A 15,583-nucleotide genomic window follows, 5' to 3' on the forward strand; every position below is an offset into this window, starting at 1 on the left:
CGATCCCCGTCGCTTTCTTTAACACCCTGAGATTGACTCATAATGGCTCATAATAATATTATAATAGTATTTATTTATAATAATGACCTCAATCCAAAGTTCTGGTCACTTCAGGTCAGGGTGAGACACCTGGGCTACTGAAAAAAGCCTTCTGGCACAATGCATTATGCATTATTGCTCCGCAACGCTGACGCGACGACGCAACCAACGTTTTAGGTGTGGGTGCAGTGTCCTAGTTTGAATCGAAACGACCATAAAACACCGGCTCAACTTCTGCCAAGGCAGCTTCCGGCCCCACCAGAGCAATGGCCGAGTTGGTCAGGTAGGTCTTTGCAGCTTGGTGGAGCTGCTCTGGGGTGAGTTGCCTGACCCTCTGCAAATACTGCCGGTCAAACTCCATGCCCAAGCCCAAAATCTCGTACCAGCCCACCAGTTGGGCCACCTGGGCATTGGTTTGTTTGCTGAGGGCGTATTGGCCCAGAAGTTTGCGCTGCGCTATTTCCACCTCCGCCGGATCGAGGGGATTGGCCTGCAGACGGTGGATTTCTGCTTGTAGGCGCTCCAGGGCCACCTGAGTATTCTCTGCCGCAGTGCCCATGTAAACCCCAAAAGGGGCGGGATCCCGACGGGTGGCAAAAAAAGCCGAGACCTCATAGGCCAGGCCACAGCGCTCCCGCAGTTCCACGAACAGACGGCTGGACAGACCGCTCCCCAAGTAGGTGGCCAGCAACTTCAGGGCCGGATAATCCGCAGAAGCAGCAGGGGATCCGCGAAACCCGATCAAGATCGTCGTCTGCTGAGTGGGCTGGGGCAACCTCAGCAGTTGGGGATCCCTCAGAGGGGGCAGGGGAACATCCCGATCCTCTGGAGAGGGGCCGGGAACAACCCAGTCTCCCAAAGCCGCTTCCACCTGGGCAGCCATCTGCTCCGGCGGCTCTGGGCCGATCACCACCATCACCATTCCATTGGGACGACAGTAGGCCGCGTGATAGGCCACCAAATCCTCGCGGGTCAGGGATCCCACCGTCTCCAGCCGTCCCAACCCCGGCAGGGCGTAGGGATGATCCCCATAGAGGGCCTGTCGCACCTGATCGAAAGCCAGGCTGAAAGGCCGTTCCTGCTGGGCGCGAATGGCTTGCAGTATCAACCCCTGCTCTCGCGCCACCTCCTCTTCAGGAAAACTGGGATCCCGCAGCGTCTCCGCAAGCAAATCCAGCAGCTCCGGGAAATCGGCAGCCACACAGCGCAGGCTCACCTCGAAATAGTCGGCAGAACTGTCCACCGATAGCGAGGCTCCCAGCGATTCCACCGCAGCAGCAATGGCCTGGGAGTTGCGCCGATGCGTACCTTTGGTGAGGACAGCCGCCATCAAGTGGCTCACCCCCGCCTGTTGCGGCCGCTCTGCCCGGCTACCACCGCGGAAAAAACAGTGGGCAGCCAAGATCTCCACCGTTGGGTTCTGGCCCAGCAACAGCGTGATGCCATTGGCCAAAAGGACGCGCTGTAAACGGCCACGTTGGGTGGCAAGCAGAGCAGAGTTCATGCAGGCAAGGGATCCCGTCCAAAATCCGAAAATCAAGAGTCCGGAGCGCCAAGGCGGCGCTCACCGACAGGCCAGTTGCAGCTCCGAGGCCATTGCTGGATCGAGGGCAGTCGGCTTGAGAACGGTGACCACATAAGCCTCCGGAGACAAGTACTGCTGGGCCAATTCCCGGATCTGAGCCGGGGTAAAAGATTGCAACAGCTCCAGGTACTCTTGAATGCGTTGCACCCCGCCCAGCGTCTCGTAGTAGCCATAGATGCCCGCCAATTGACTGGGAGACTCGGCGGAGAACAGGAACTCATGGGTGAGCATACGCCGGGTGCGATCCAACTCCGCTTGGCCGATGCCATCCTGCTGCAGCTTTTCGATCTCGTGCAGAATCGTCGCCTCCACCCGCGCCACATCCTCCGGCTCCAGCTGAGCGCCGATACAAAACAGTCCCCCCTCCTTCAACACCAGCGAAGAACAGCCAATGGCCCTCACCCAGCCCCGCTGTTCCCGCAGCAGATGCACCAGCCGCGAAGTACGGCCATCTCCCAGCAGAGAAGCCAACATCTCCAGGCCACAGGCTTGTTGCCAATCGTCAATGCCAACGGTAGGCCAGGCCAATTTCAGACGGGCTTGCTCCAAGCGGGCATGGTCGCTCTCCCGGCGCAGGATCCCTTGGGGACGAGGCTGGGGCGGGATGGGGGGGCTGGCCGGTGCTGGCCCAGCAGCAGAGCTGCCAAACTGCTCCTCCACCAAGGCCAACGCCCGCTCGGGATCGATGCCACCCGTCACCACCACCGTCATGGATTCAGGCCGATACCAAGCGCGGTGGTAAGCGCGCATCACCTCAGGGGTCAGTTGCATCAAGCTTTCCGGTGTGCCCAACACCGGTCGTCCATAGGGATGCTCCCCATAGGCGGTCTGCATCAAAAGCTGATAGGCCGTGTAATCAGGGTTGTCGGCGGCGCGGCGAATTTCCTCCAGAACCACCTGCCGCTCCCGCTCAAACTCTGGATCCGGGATCCCGGCCCGCAAAACCACCTCTGCCAAGTAGGGCAAGGTATCCGCTAGGTCAGCAGCAGCCACCGTAATGTAGTAATGGGTGTAGTCTTGGCCGGTGGCAGCATTGGTAACTCCGCCCCGTCCTTCCACGGCCCAATCCAGCTCACCAGGGGCCAGCCGCTCGCTACCCTTAAACACCATGTGTTCCAAAAAATGGGATAGGCCCAGCCACTCCGGCGGCTCATGGCGTCCACCTGTCCGTACCCAGACATCAACGGTTACAGAATCGGCAATGGGGATGGGATGAAGGATAACGCCTAACCCGTTGCTCAGTCGGTGGGTGTAGGCGGGCAAGAGACGAGGAAAGCGGTTCAAAATTCTTAATTGATGGAGAACAGTCTTAATTGTAGATGGAGAGGGGCTCCGGGAAATAGTATCTGAGACTACTTTTCTCGGCCTTCTCTCCCCACCTTGCAGATCCCAACCCCTTTTGTGGTAGAGGGAGAACCTAGGTACCTTGGGCTGCTCCCTGTCCAGACATCCCCCTAAGGCTCATTGCGCAGATCCGGGGATCCCTGCCAAGCCAGACTGGGGGATCCCTCGCTTGCCAGATTGTCCTCCACCTGAAATCCAGGGGGCCATCCTTCGCTATCGCGCACCCGCTGCACCACCTCTTGGGGCAGCACGACCCCCAACTGCCGGGCAGCCATGGCCACCACATCCCCGCGATCGATCAAGCCGGCAATGGCGCCGGTGGGCGTGAAAACCAAAATGCGGCGGGGTTCTGCCTGGCGCATCATCTGAATCACCTGGGGAATGGGGGTCTCTTCTCGTACCCCCTGCAGTTGCTCCATCGGCTTGAGAATGGCTTTCAGGGTGAGGCGATCCCACTGGCTGCGCTCGATGTCGTTGAGCAATTCTGGCCTGACCAACCCGCGATAACGGCCATCTTCCTCGGCAAAATAAACCTCCGCTGGCTGAGTTGGAGCTTCCGGCCTGAGAGAAGAAGGCACCAGATAGCGATCCACAAACTCCCGCAGGCTCATGTTCGCGTCCAAAACCCGAAACTGGCGGGTCATCACATCTGCAGCTTTCAGGCGGGCCAGCACCTGCTGCAGTTGCGCGTACTGGCTGTAGCGGCGGGCGGTGTTCAAAATAAACAGGCCGATCAACCCCACCCAGAGGCCGTTGAGGCTCCCCCAAAATACCACCAGCAGACCTAGCCCCACCAAACCCCAGCCCACCCCCTGGCCGGCTCGGGCCGCCCACAGCATACCCTTTTGCCGATCCCCTGTCCAACCCCAGATGGCCGCCTTGAGCATTTGCCCCCCATCCAGAGGCAGGCCCGGCAGCAGGTTAAACAGGGCAATCGTCAGGTTGATGGCAGCCAAGCTGGTGAGGGTTGAGGCCAGCATCGACTCCGGCACAGCCCAAGCCCGGGCCATGCTGAAGAGCACAAACAGACCCAAGCTGAGGAGAGGGCCTGCCACCGCCACGCAAAAAGCCCCAAGGGGGCGGGGAACTTCCCGCTCAATCGCCGCCATACCCCCAAAAATAAATAGGGTTATCGAGTTAACCCGTACCCCATAGGCGCGGGCCACCAAGCTGTGGGCCAACTCATGGGCCAGCAGAGAAAGAAACAACCCCATCGCCGTCAACACCCCGTAGGAGAGCACCAGCAGGAGGGCCGCCGGGAACCAGGTGTAGTCGATGAAAAAGGGGATCCCCCACAAGCTACCGATGCGCAGGCGACTGGTCATGACGATACAACTCCTTACACAGCTCTCACCGAGACTCTACGGCGCGGATGCTCCGGTACTTATGCCTGGGGAGAAAGCGCCCATCTAAACTACCAGTTCCAGTTGCGTATGTTTGCGTATGTTATGGATAGGCAGACACCAGAAACGGCTTTGAGGGCGCTGGTAACCGGCGTTGGCTCAGCGGCACGGAGCGCTTGCAGGGCTGCCTTGTAAACCAGCCCAGAGGCCCGCCCAGAGGCCCGCGGTTAGGCAACCGGCTCTAGGGCTACCCAAAGCCCCCAACTGCCCAGGTAGGTTCCATTGAAGACGGCAAGCAGCCCCTCAACTTGGGATCCCTCTCCTCCAGTGTAGCCCCTCTGCCGGGCCCTCCGTTTCCTTGAGGCTTCCCCCCGGCAGACAGCGGGCCCTGCCCTATCCCTAGAGGATCTTGAGGATCTCCTCGGAGCACAACACTACCTACAACACCAGACCCCCGAAGATTGTGATAACGTGGTTGGACATTGGGTCGGCGGGGCCAACCAGCACTCAAAAGTTGGAACGACCGAGCTTTAGCAGGGGAGCTTTGCAGGAGGGGTGTGGCTATGGTGTGGACTTCGTCCCACTCAGGCGAACAGAGCGAAGAAGTGCAGGGACTTGATCCCGCCCAGACGATGGGAGCCGCGCCTCCAGGCGAGTTTCCGGCCACAGCCCCGGCGGCCAGCCCGGTGTTCTACCGCACCTACAGCCGTCGCCGCCCAGATGGCAGCCGCGAGACTTGGAGCGAGGTTTGCGATCGCACCTTGGCCGACATCGCCCGGCTAGGGCGCTTCACCCCTCAGGAGCGGGAGCTGGTAGAACGTCTGCAGCGGCAGTTGAAGGCGTTGATCTCCGGTCGAGCCTTGTGGGTGATGGGCACCGACTGGATCCAGAAGCCGGAAAACTTCTCCGGTGCCTACAACTGCACCAGTTTGGCGGTGGTGGACTGGCGGGCCTTTGGCCTGATGATGGATCTGGCCATGATGGGCTGCGGCACGGGAGCGGTGCTGGAACCCCAATTCATCAACCGCTTGCCTCCCATCCTCAACCGCCTTCAGGTTCACGTCAAGGGATCCATCGGCACCACCCCTCCCGAAGAGCGGCAGGAGCACACCCGCATCCAACGGCAGGGATCCCAGGTGCACATCCAGGTGGGGGACAGCCGCCGCGGCTGGGTGGAGTCCTACCAAGCGCTGCTGGAGCTGGCCTCGGATCCCAGCTTTGGGGGCCAGGTGGAAGTGACAGTGGACTTGAGCGATGTCCGCCCGGCTGGGGAGCGGCTGAAAGGGTTTGGGGGCGTAGCCAACCCCATTAAGCTGCCCGGCTTGTACGAGCGCTGTGCCGCCATCCTCAACAGGGCGGTAGGTCGGCAACTGAACTCGGTGGAGTGCTGTTTGCTCATCGACGAGGCGGCGGTGGTGGTGGTGGCGGGAAACATTCGTCGTAGCGCTGGCATTCGTCAGTTTGCTGCCGACGACCAGCTGGGATCCACCGCCAAAGACAACCTCTGGCAGCAGGACGAAAACGGCAACTGGAGAATTGATCCCGAGCGAGATGCCCTGCGCATGGCCAACCACACGCGGGTGTTTCACCGCAAGCCGACGCGGGAAGAATGTGTTGAGGCCGTGCGGAAGCAGTTTTACTCAGGCGAGGGGGCCATCCAGTGGGCCGGGGAAGCCGTAGCACGGGCCAATTGCGACCTTATCCCACCCGACCTAAAACCCGACTTTCTCAAAGCCTATGAGGCAGGAACGGCCCGAGAATGGCTAAAGGGACGGGATCCCTCCCTAGGGGAAGAGGAACTTCAGGATCGCCTGTGGCGCTATGGGCTGAATCCCTGCGTGACAGCCGATACCTGGGTGCACACGGGCGATGGGCCGCGCCAGGTGAGAGACCTGATTGGGAAGCAGCACAGCACCTATATCAATGGAGAACTATTCAGTACCACACCGGAGGGGTTCTTCTACTCCGGTACCAAGCCTGTGCTGAAGCTTTTGACCAAGGAAGGGTTCTCTCTGCGGCTGACAGGCAACCATCGGGTTCTCAAAGTCACCGCTCAAACCCAAAAGGCACAATACACCGAGTGGGTACCGGCAGAAAGCCTACAACCGGGCGACCGCATCCTGCTGCACAACCATCGCGATCTCACCCCGTGGGATGGGGCGGGTACCTGGGAAGAAGGCTGGCTTTTGGGGAATTTGCTGGGTGACGGTAGCCTTACGGCAACCCCGTGGAACGACACGGCTTTATTACGCTATTGGCAAGATACCCAAGCCGAAATGAGCCAGTATGCGATTCAGCTTTTGCAAACGGCAGTGGGTTACGAGCCCCGCCAGCCAGAGGCATATCACTATGCGCAGCTTGGGTTGCGGGTTATCGGCTCCAGGGGGTTGGCAAAACTGGCGGCCCAGTTCGGCATGAGGCCCGGACAAAAGCAGATGACAGAGGCGCTCGAAGCCACCAGCTTCCAGTTTCATCGAGGCTTCTTGTGCGGGCTCTTTGATGCGGATGGCAGCGTGCAAGGTAATCAGGAGAAAGGGGTTAGCGTGCGGCTCTCTCAAAGCCATCTGGGTACCCTCAAAGCGGTTCAGCGCATGCTGGCGCGGCTGGGCATCATTGCAGTTTTGTATGAGAATCGCCGTCCTGCTGGATATCGCCTGCTGCCGAACAGTGCTCGCCAACCTGCACCATACGCTTGCAAAGCCCAGCACGAATTGGTTATTGCCAACGACAACTTGCATCTGTTCCAGGAATGGGTCGGCTTTCGGGAACCGCACAAAGCCCAAAAGCTAGAGGCACTGCTGAATGGCTACAAGCGCCAGCTCAACCGAGAGCGGTTTGCTGTGACGGTTGCTGCCCTTGAGGCAGACGGGGTAGAGCCGGTGTATGACTGTACTGTCCCCGGCCCAGCGTGCTTTGATGCCAATGGGTTTGTTGTCCACAACTGTGGCGAGATTATTGGCCACACATTCCATTGCAACTTGGCCGAGATCCACCTCAACCGTTTGGATCCCCACAACCGGCAGGAGCAGGAAGACGCCTTTACAGCGGGAGCTCTCACGGTGGCAGCCCTACTCCACCACCGCTTTGTGGAACCCCGCTTCCAGCGCTCGCGGGAATGGGATCCCATCGTCGGCGTCTCGTTCACAGGCCTGTTCGACTTTTGCGTCAAAGCCTTTGGGGTTGAATGGCTGCGCTGGTGGCAGGAAGGGAGACCCGATACCCCCATCGGGAAGGAATTCAAGCAGCAGGAGCGGGAATACCTCAGCCGCTGGAAGGAGATCGTCCACCGCGTGGTCTGGGACTACTGCGACCGCCACAGCCTGCGCCGCCCCAACCGCTGCACCACGGTTCAGCCCGCCGGCACCAAGTCGCTGCTCACCAACGCCTCTCCCGGCTGGCACCCGCCCAAAGCCCAACGCTACATCCGCCGCATCACCTTTGCCAAAAATGACCCGGTGGCGCTGGCCTGTCTGGACTATGGCTACTCGGTGGTACCTGCTCAGGCGGACAAAGATGAAAACGGGAACTTGCTCAACGACCCCTTTGATCCCCGCTGTACCGAATGGCTGGTGGAACTGCCTGTGGAAGTAGAATGGGCCAACCTGCCCGGTGCTGGCCAGATCGAGATCGAGCAATTCTCGGCCCTGGCCCAGTTTGACTTCTATATGCAGGTTCAGAAGTACTACACCACCCACAACACCTCCGCCACCATCGAGCTGCGGGAGGACGAGGTGGAAGCTCTGGGATCCCGTATCTACGAAGCCATCCGCGACGACGAGGGCTACATCAGCGCAGCGCTGCTGGCCCGCTTCGATGCCCCCTTCCCCCGCCTGCCTTTTGAGAAAATCGACAAGCCCACCTACGAACGACTGGTGGCCGAGGTCAAAAAGAGACGGCGGACAGATAACTTCTTCGCGGCCCTGGCCCGCTACGACCGCAACCTGACCCTGACAGCAGAGGGACCGGCAGGGTGTGACGCTCTGGGGTGTCTGTTGCCAGATTCGGCGCCTCAGAGCTAGTTCCCCAAAAGGGTTCCCCCTGCTGCCGACCAACCCCATCGGATGCAAAGGCGCGACCGAGCTCCCTCCTGTGATACCTTTGTAGGGACTCCTCACAACCCCAGGGATCCCTTCTGCCCTTGGAATCGGCCCCATGCAAGACGAAAAAGACACGCTTCGCCAACAGCTTCTCACCCTGCAAAGCGAGGCCCTCGCCCAAGTGGAACAAGCTGACGGTCTGGAGGCTCTGGAACAGATCCGCATCGACTACCTGGGCAAGAAAGGTAAGCTCTCCAAAATCTTGGGGGGAATGGGGAAGCTGCCCCCAGAAGAACGGCCTGCCATTGGCGCTTTGGCCAACACCTTTAAAGAGGCCCTCCAATCCAGTCTGGAGCAGCGCAAACAGGCCCTTGGTGAAGCTCAACTGCTGGCCCGCCTAGAAGCAGAGCGCCTGGATGTCACTATGCCCGGGCCCCGTCGGCCTCTGGGGCGGATCCATCCGCTGCAGGCCACCATCGACCGCATGCTCGATATCTTTGTGGGAATGGGCTACACCGTGGTGCATGGGCCTGAGCTCGAGACGGAGTACTACAACTTCGAGGCCCTCAACACCCCTGCCGACCATCCGGCGCGGGATATGCAGGATACCCTCTACCTGGCCAATGGCTACCTGATGCGTACCCAAACCTCCTCGGTGCAGGTGCGCTACATGGAGCAACACCAGCCGCCGCTGCGCATTGTGCATGCCGGTCGGGTGATGCGCCGCGATACCGTGGATGCCACCCACTCCGCTGTGTTTCACCAGATGGAAATTTTGGCGGTGGGCGAGAACCTCACCTTTTCCGACCTGAAGGGCACCCTCAACACTTTCATCACCCGCCTATTGGGCAAGCGAGAAACCCGCTTTCGGCCCAGCTATTTTCCCTTTACCGAGCCTTCTGCTGAGATGGACGTGCGCTTTGGCTCGAAATGGCTGGAAATCTTCGGCTGCGGCATGGTGGATCCCAATGTATTTCAAGCGGTGGGCTACGACCCGGAGCGCTACACCGGATTTGCGGCAGGGATCGGCATTGAGCGGATGGCCATGCTCCTCCACGGCATTCAGGATATCCGCCTGTTTTATACCAGCGACCTGCGCTTTCTGTCTCAGTTTTAGGTGGCTATTGGGGGACGAAACCCTCACCCTCAGCCGTGCCAGACCTTCGAAAAAACCTCTGTCAGGAAAAGGTTTGCTTGTAGATCAACTGCAATTGTTCTAGCTCATCTTGGCGGGCAGCACGGCGCAGCAGGCGCATTTGCTCTTCGATGAGCTGGCGAGCCTCATTACGGCTAATCGGATCGAAGACCAACTCCTCCATGGCAGCAGGATCCCCGCTGTTATCCGGCGGCCTGAAGTAAACCCGAAAAAAGAGCCTTTGGGCGTAGAGAGTGGTGAAGAGAGCCTGATTTTCGTCGACCTGACACAGGCTGTAGAGCAGACCAAATGTGGGGTGATTCAGATACAACTCATTCATGCCCAATAGCGTATCACTCTTGGGGGAGAGGAGAGACTTTTCTTCCCGGTCGGTGCCAGAGAAAGTTCTGGAAATGATGTGGCTATGGCTCTTGAGACCAAGGGCTTAAATCACAAGTTCCGCCCAGCTCGATTTTGGCTGTTGCGACTGGATTCAACATTAGCAAACTAACAAGATTTTGGGTCAGGCTGTTACCGCCGCTGCTGTTCCCGCACCTTCCTCTTCGTGTCATTCAATTCGTTTTCCACCTCTAGCTGACGAAATTGCTCTTCCAATTCATCCCAAGCCTCGAAAGGTTTTCCCCAAGGGCTGAAATTCCGGTCCGGGTTGTCGATGCCTTTGGCTTGCGCGGCTCTTACCTCCTGCAGCTTAGCCTTCACTTCTTGGCGGCGCTGGCGAATCTGCGGCAGCAGGGCTTCCATTTGTTGGATTTTCTCCTTTTGGGCTTTCATTTGACCCCATAGCTGGCTGCCCCTCTCCAACAGCTCAGCCTCCCGGCGTCGCGCTCCTTCGGCCAGATCGGGACGATTGGCCCGCTGCGCCTTCTCAATGCGAAAGTGCCAGGTTTTAATCTCCTCAGCCAAGTTGAGAATGCTTTTTTGGAGAGCTTCCTCTTGGGCGCGGCTTTCCTGCAACAGCCGCAGGGTATCGGATTCCTGCTGGCGCAACTGCTCATCGAGGGCTTGCAGCTCGATCTCAGGGTGGGCCCTGAGAAATTCTTCCAGGCGGGTTTCCAAAAACCGGATGATATCTTCGATCAGTTTCATGGACGGATCCTCTTCCCAAGCCCTCAGTTGCGTTTAGAGTAGCCCAAGCTGGGCCATCCTAGATAGGGTTATCCCATGCCCGTTTAAGACATTCCCTTCGACCTTCACCCAAAGTGAGGCCAGGGATCCATCCGGCACGCCAGTTCACCGCAACTGGGAACTCTCCTGAACCCAACTGCCCCCAGGCGGATCCCTCTCAATCCAGCAAACGGCCATCTCCAACCCGGATAATGCGCTGGGCGGCCTGGGCTACTTTAAGGTCATGGGTGACCACGACCAGGGTGATGCCCTGGCGGTGGAGCTCGGCAAAAAGGTTCAGCACTTCCTGGCCGGTATGGCTGTCCAAAGCCCCAGTCGGCTCATCAGCCAGCAACAGGTGCGGTCGGTTGACAATGGCACGAGCAATCGCCACCCGCTGCTGCTGGCCGCCGGAGAGTTGGGCCGGACGCTGCTGCAGTTTGCTCCCCAAGCCCACTTGTTCTAGGGCTTGCTTGGCCCGCCGGCGTTGCTCCGGCTCCGGGATCCCAGCATAGGCCAAGGGCAGCATGACGTTCTCCAGCGCTGTCAGGACGGGCAGGAGATGGAACTGCTGGAAGACAAAGCCGATTTTTTGGTTGCGAATGTGGGCCAAATCGCGATCGGTCAGGGTGGAAACTTCCACCCCATCCAGCCAGTAGCGCCCTGAGCTGGGCCGCTCCAAGCAGCCGATGAGGTTCATCAGGGTGGATTTGCCGGATCCAGAGGGCCCCATAATGGCGCAATACTCTCCCGGCTGGATCGCCAAGTCGATATCGTAGAGGGCCTGAAAACTGCCCTCCGGCAGTGGATAGACTTTGTTCACCCCAACCATCTGCACTACGGGCGGGCTGGCCGCAGCCAAGGCCTCGGCTGGGCGCTCCAGGGATCCGACCGGCCCACGGCGATGATTTGCCCAGGAATCTTGCTCAAGCATGGTTGGCACCGCGACTTGCCCCATTCTAGCCTTTGGGCTTCCCTGGCTTGACGGCTAACCGGAAGAGCGGATCTCCTGCGGCTGATGGTAGGGGCAGCTCCCCTGGGGATCCACCCTGAGGCGGTAGAGGGGAGAGCGTTCCTGATCGCAGCGAAAGGCTTGGGCTTGGGAAGTCAAGATCTGGCGGGCAAAGCGACAATTTTGGCACTTTTTGCCACCGTGATGACTGGATACAGAAGGCTGTTTTGGACGCGGCACGATCCCTGCTGGAGAAGGGGCAGCCTCTGCCGGGCGGATCAGCTCCCGTGGAGAAAGGCCGCGCAGCACCAGTTCGGATCCCTGCCAGCGGGCTTCCACTAAGCCGGTATCGGCCCAGGCCGGCCAACGGGGATCCTGGGTGATCTGGGGCGGCAGACGCACCTGTACCCCCGCCAAAGTCCGCGGCGACCCCTGCTCCTGCCAAACTTCTTCCACCTCCCCCTCATAGCGCAAAGGGGGATCCCTGATCTCGGCGGGGGAACCGGCCTTCAGCTCCGCGAGCCTAACTGGGGTTTGTAGGTGCCCATCGGGCAACTCCAGCCAATGCCCAGGCTGAGGGCAGTGGACATGGTAGCGATTGCACAGCTCCGGCAGATCCGCCAGATCCTGAGCCTGCTTGGGGTCGGCGTGAACCAAGACCAAATGCTGGGGGCGAAAGGTGTGGATGATCTGGGTGAGATGCCCGACATCGTTGTGGCTGTGCCAGGTTATCCATTCAACGGCAATGCGGGAGCGCAGCGGCGCCGGCCAACGCTCAAACGGGGTAGCCAGTTCCACCTCTGGCAGCCGCACCAGCAGACAGGAGCGCTGCGGTTGGGCCAGCAATCTCGACCAGATGGGATCCCAAGCCTCAGGCCCAGCATCGGCATCGCACAGCAGCAAGCCTTGGGGCAGAGGATCCGCCTCGGTAAGGGGCTGCACCTGGGGGTGTAGGCGGTCTTCCCAGAACAAAGGCTGATAGGTGGCGAAATTGCGCACCGCCTCCGGCAGGTAGGGAAGCAAACGCTCATAGAGATCGCAGCCTGCCGCCAACCCTGGCGCCACCCACACCTTATCGCCGCGCGACGCTTTCGCAGACAGCGCTTGGGGAGACTGGGTAAAGCGATGGTGGGCTTTGAGGAGAAAGATCAGCTCCTGCCCCAACCCCAGCACCGGCAGGGGAAACAGCACCGTTTGCCCCGCTTCCAGGGCGCTGAGCAACCGCTCCACCAGGCGATTTTCCAGGTGACGACGGGCCGGATGACGGGTGGATCCCAGCGAGGCTTCCATAAGCAGCACATCCGGCTGCCAGTGACGCAAAGCGGCGAGATCCAAGCCGGGGGCAAAGCGAGTTGAGGCCAGCGAACAGTCGCCCGTGTACACACAGGTTTGGGCCGGAGAGGTTTGGGCATTTTGCAGCAGGGTCGCCGCCGCCCCTGGCAGATGCCCAGCCGCAAAGAAAGTGAGCATCAGATGGGGCAAAATCTCTCGCGCCCGGCCCAAAGGCAGCGCCCGAAAGGGGGGAAAGCGAATGTCCCGGTCGTAGCCCGGCCAAATACCGCGCTCCCACAGACCAGCGGCCAAATGGGCGGTCACCGGCGTGGCGTAGAGAGGTACCTGAGGATAACGGCGATGAAAGGCAGGCAGCCCCTGCACATGGTCGAAATGGGCATGGCTGCAGATCACCGCATCCGGGATCCCTGGCAGAGCCTTAAAGAGAGCAGGAGCGGGCAACCCACAATCGAGAAGCAAGCGGTGGCATCCGATCTCCACCCAATAGGCACAGCCCTGTTGACGGGGATCCGTACCCAGGGGTAGCAGTCGCAGGGGCGGTCTCTCTGACTCCACAGTTGCGTCGTTTTTACCTACAAGCCTACAAGACCACTTAAAGCCTGAAAAAACGGTTGGGAACTCAGACAGGGACTCCCCCCAGCGCTTACTAACGCACTCTCTTTTCTAGCAAATCAACTCGGCGTCGTTTTATGTTCTGGGTCTCTACAGTCCTAATGAGTCCCGATTCTAGGTCAAGCTAAGATACCAATCTAGATTCCAGCATAGCTTTTGCCATCCAACCCTTTCCACATAGCAGAGAGATAGAATCCCAACAGCCAGGTTCCGGAGAGGGTTGCCAGCTCAGGAGCAGATCGTCAGTTTGGACGCGGGCTGTCTTGGCTCTGCACCCCTAAGAATCTCCGCTCGTGCCAGCGGTGCGAAGCCCTTACAGTCGCTTCAGTCTGGGGTGAGACACCCGGACTACTGAGAAAAACCTTCTGACCCGGTGCATTATTGCTCCGCAACGTTGACGCGACCCATGTTTCAGGTGTGAGCGCAGTGCCTTAGTTTGAATCCAGATGACCGTAATTCTCCTCTGCCCACTCGGCGGTGCGGTTGTTGAGCAGGGCAAGGCCGGCAAAATCGTGATCGTCGGGGCGAGCCGTCAGGATCATCAAGTTGTAGAAAGCCCAGACCAAACCAAAGATCAGCTCAGACCAAGGGGGATCCCAACTGCCGGCAAAACGCAGGGATCCCACCCCCATAGCCAGAAAAGTCAGCACAATAGCCAGAGCCTGAGGCCCCAAGGAGAGCTGGGAAGGCTGTTCGGGATAGGGGGGCACTCCCTGCAGACTTTGCACCAGCGCCTGGATGGACTGAAAAAACTGGCTGCCCGTCTGCCGTTCCGACTGCCAAGCTGCCCCCCACAGATGGGGGGGAAAGGCCAAGAGCCAACTGATGCGCCCCAGGAGAGCATAAGGCAAAAACCACGCGAAGAAGACCCGGTCAAAGGCCGGCACCGGCATCCACCCCGTGCAGAGAAAGACCATCGGCACCGCCAAGTAGACCAGCTCCGCCATCCCACCGGCAGCCCAGAGGGCCAGCCACAGGTATTGAAAGCGCTGCTGCTGTGTGGTCGGCTTGCCCCAAAAGGGGTTTTCCCTCAAGGCCGAAAACAAAGCCAGCAAAGCAACGCGGCGGTTGCGCAAGGGCAACAAAACACCCGTAACCTGGGTTTGGCGAACCAATTGAGATTGCCAGCCACGGCAGTGCATCTGACACCCCAACTGCACAGGGCGGCGAATGTCGATCTGCGGGATCCCTTCCAAAGCCTTGCGCCGGATGAGACAGCCAGAACCCAACAGGGGTGCCGCCTGATACCCTTCGGATCCCACCGCCAAAAGCTGTTGCAGGGGGTGAACGGCTCTGGGCTGGCCTAGGGTGCGCAGCATCGCCTGCACAAACCCGATACGATTGGCGATGGGAGCCCGCTCCGGCGAGTCGTAAAAGCGGGGCAAGGTCTGCCACAGGAAGTCCGGCTCGAGAAAATGGCCCGGCTGCACCAGGAGCAGATACTCCCCTTGGATGTGAGGGGATCCCATTGCATAAGCCAGGGGGTCGGTTGTGGGGCTAGGGCAGGCCCAGTATTCGCAGGGAATGGCCCGCGCCGCCTTGGCCATCTCCTCATCTTCTACCCGATCCACAATGTGGACAAACAACCGCTCCCACGGGTAGTCGAGGTGCAGAGCCGAGAGCACCGTCTGCCGGGTTGCCTCTACGGAATCCCACTGGCGCATCACCAGCACATCCACTCGCGGTAACTGGAAAAACGACCGCCGCAGGACCTCCGGGGATGGGAGCGTCTCTCTCGGCACTTGGGGATAGCGGCTGAGGGTAAAGCCCACCGCCGCCAGCCAAACATACAGCTCTGCCCCCCAAAACAAAAGGGATCCCAAATCCATCAACCCGGCTGTCAGTCGCCAGTAGAGGTACATCACCCCGGCAATGAGGTGAAGCAACCCTGCCCAGCGAAACAAATACACCCGCATCAGCTTTCTGCCTTCCACGCTTTTGCCATTTTCGCCCTCGAAGGGGCAGGGATCTCTAGCTCCTCTCCTCTTCCGGCTGGCCCCAACCTGCAAGACCGGAGAAATTCAGGAATCAGCAGTAGCAAAATCCTGCCTACTGTGGAGCAGACAGTTCCTAGACTGGCGGGTAGCTTGGTCGGCAGAACCGAGGGCCTTCTCTTGC

Annotated in this window: 10 protein-coding genes; 2 read left to right on the forward strand and 8 right to left on the reverse strand. The window is 59.7% G+C overall.

What is annotated here, in order from left to right; translation table 11 throughout:
• Positions 1 to 232: 232 nt before the first annotated feature.
• The 3 genes from NW849_RS01485 to NW849_RS01495 form a co-directional block, all read right to left on the reverse strand.
• Positions 233 to 1,543: a M16 family metallopeptidase gene (locus tag NW849_RS01485; protein ID WP_414355614.1), complete on the reverse strand. Its 1,311-nt coding sequence runs from the start codon at positions 1,541 to 1,543 to the stop codon at positions 233 to 235.
• A gap of 60 nt (positions 1,544 to 1,603) precedes the next feature.
• Positions 1,604 to 2,908, reverse strand: a complete 1,305-nt coding sequence (locus tag NW849_RS01490) for a M16 family metallopeptidase (protein ID WP_414355615.1) — start codon at positions 2,906 to 2,908, stop codon at positions 1,604 to 1,606.
• Between the two features lie 170 nt (positions 2,909 to 3,078).
• Complete coding sequence (locus NW849_RS01495; protein ID WP_414355616.1) at positions 3,079 to 4,293, reverse strand: site-2 protease family protein; 1,215 nt, start codon at positions 4,291 to 4,293, stop codon at positions 3,079 to 3,081.
• Between the two features lie 650 nt (positions 4,294 to 4,943).
• On the opposite strand from NW849_RS01495, the gene nrdJ reads away from it, so the two are divergent.
• Together nrdJ and pheS are read left to right on the forward strand one after the other, a co-directional pair.
• The gene (gene nrdJ, locus NW849_RS01500; protein WP_414355640.1) at positions 4,944 to 8,330 is read left to right on the forward strand and encodes a ribonucleoside-triphosphate reductase, adenosylcobalamin-dependent; all 3,387 of its coding nucleotides are present in this window, start codon (positions 4,944 to 4,946) and stop codon (positions 8,328 to 8,330) included.
• A gap of 133 nt (positions 8,331 to 8,463) precedes the next feature.
• Positions 8,464 to 9,465 (forward strand): phenylalanine--tRNA ligase subunit alpha, encoded by a 1,002-nt coding sequence (gene pheS / locus NW849_RS01505; protein WP_011432376.1) that lies wholly within the window; start codon positions 8,464 to 8,466, stop codon positions 9,463 to 9,465.
• Between the two features lie 61 nt (positions 9,466 to 9,526).
• Here the strand turns inward: pheS and NW849_RS01510 are convergent, their stop codons facing one another.
• The 5 genes from NW849_RS01510 to NW849_RS01530 all read right to left on the reverse strand — a co-directional run bounded on the left by NW849_RS01510 (position 9,527) and on the right by NW849_RS01530 (position 15,399).
• On the reverse strand, positions 9,527 to 9,823 hold the full coding sequence (locus NW849_RS01510; RefSeq protein WP_011432377.1) for a PipX family protein: 297 nt from the start codon (positions 9,821 to 9,823) through the stop codon (positions 9,527 to 9,529).
• 191 nt (positions 9,824 to 10,014) lie between these two features.
• Positions 10,015 to 10,590 (reverse strand): TIGR04376 family protein, encoded by a 576-nt coding sequence (locus NW849_RS01515; RefSeq protein ID WP_414355617.1) that lies wholly within the window; start codon positions 10,588 to 10,590, stop codon positions 10,015 to 10,017.
• A 196-nt stretch (positions 10,591 to 10,786) separates the two neighbouring features.
• Positions 10,787 to 11,542 carry an ABC transporter ATP-binding protein gene (locus NW849_RS01520; protein WP_414355618.1) on the reverse strand — a complete coding sequence of 252 codons (756 nt, stop codon included), beginning with the start codon at positions 11,540 to 11,542 and terminating at the stop codon, positions 10,787 to 10,789.
• A 54-nt stretch (positions 11,543 to 11,596) separates the two neighbouring features.
• On the reverse strand, positions 11,597 to 13,408 hold the full coding sequence (locus NW849_RS01525) for an MBL fold metallo-hydrolase (RefSeq protein ID WP_414355619.1): 1,812 nt from the start codon (positions 13,406 to 13,408) through the stop codon (positions 11,597 to 11,599).
• 488 nt (positions 13,409 to 13,896) lie between these two features.
• Positions 13,897 to 15,399 carry a cellulose synthase gene (locus NW849_RS01530; protein WP_414355620.1) on the reverse strand — a complete coding sequence of 501 codons (1,503 nt, stop codon included), beginning with the start codon at positions 15,397 to 15,399 and terminating at the stop codon, positions 13,897 to 13,899.
• Between the last annotated feature and the right edge of the window lie 184 nt (positions 15,400 to 15,583).

It is taken from the genome of Synechococcus sp. R55.3, from assembly GCF_047461975.1.
Lineage (GTDB): Bacteria > Cyanobacteriota > Cyanobacteriia > Thermostichales > Thermostichaceae > Thermostichus.

Bases quoted from the DNA above. Each gene is read 5' to 3' on its own strand.
- NW849_RS01485 (WP_414355614.1), bottom strand. From the start codon at position 1,543: ATGAACTCTGCTCTGCTTGCCACCCAACGTGGCCGTTTACAGCGCGTC.
- NW849_RS01495 (WP_414355616.1), bottom strand. From the start codon at position 4,293: ATGACCAGTCGCCTGCGCATCGGTAGCTTGTGGGGGATCCCCTTTTTC.
- nrdJ (WP_414355640.1), top strand. From the start codon at position 4,944: ATGGGAGCCGCGCCTCCAGGCGAGTTTCCGGCCACAGCCCCGGCGGCC.
- pheS (WP_011432376.1), top strand. From the start codon at position 8,464: ATGCAAGACGAAAAAGACACGCTTCGCCAACAGCTTCTCACCCTGCAA.
- NW849_RS01510 (WP_011432377.1), bottom strand. From the start codon at position 9,823: ATGAATGAGTTGTATCTGAATCACCCCACATTTGGTCTGCTCTACAGC.
- NW849_RS01515 (WP_414355617.1), bottom strand. From the start codon at position 10,590: ATGAAACTGATCGAAGATATCATCCGGTTTTTGGAAACCCGCCTGGAA.
- NW849_RS01520 (WP_414355618.1), bottom strand. From the start codon at position 11,542: ATGCTTGAGCAAGATTCCTGGGCAAATCATCGCCGTGGGCCGGTCGGA.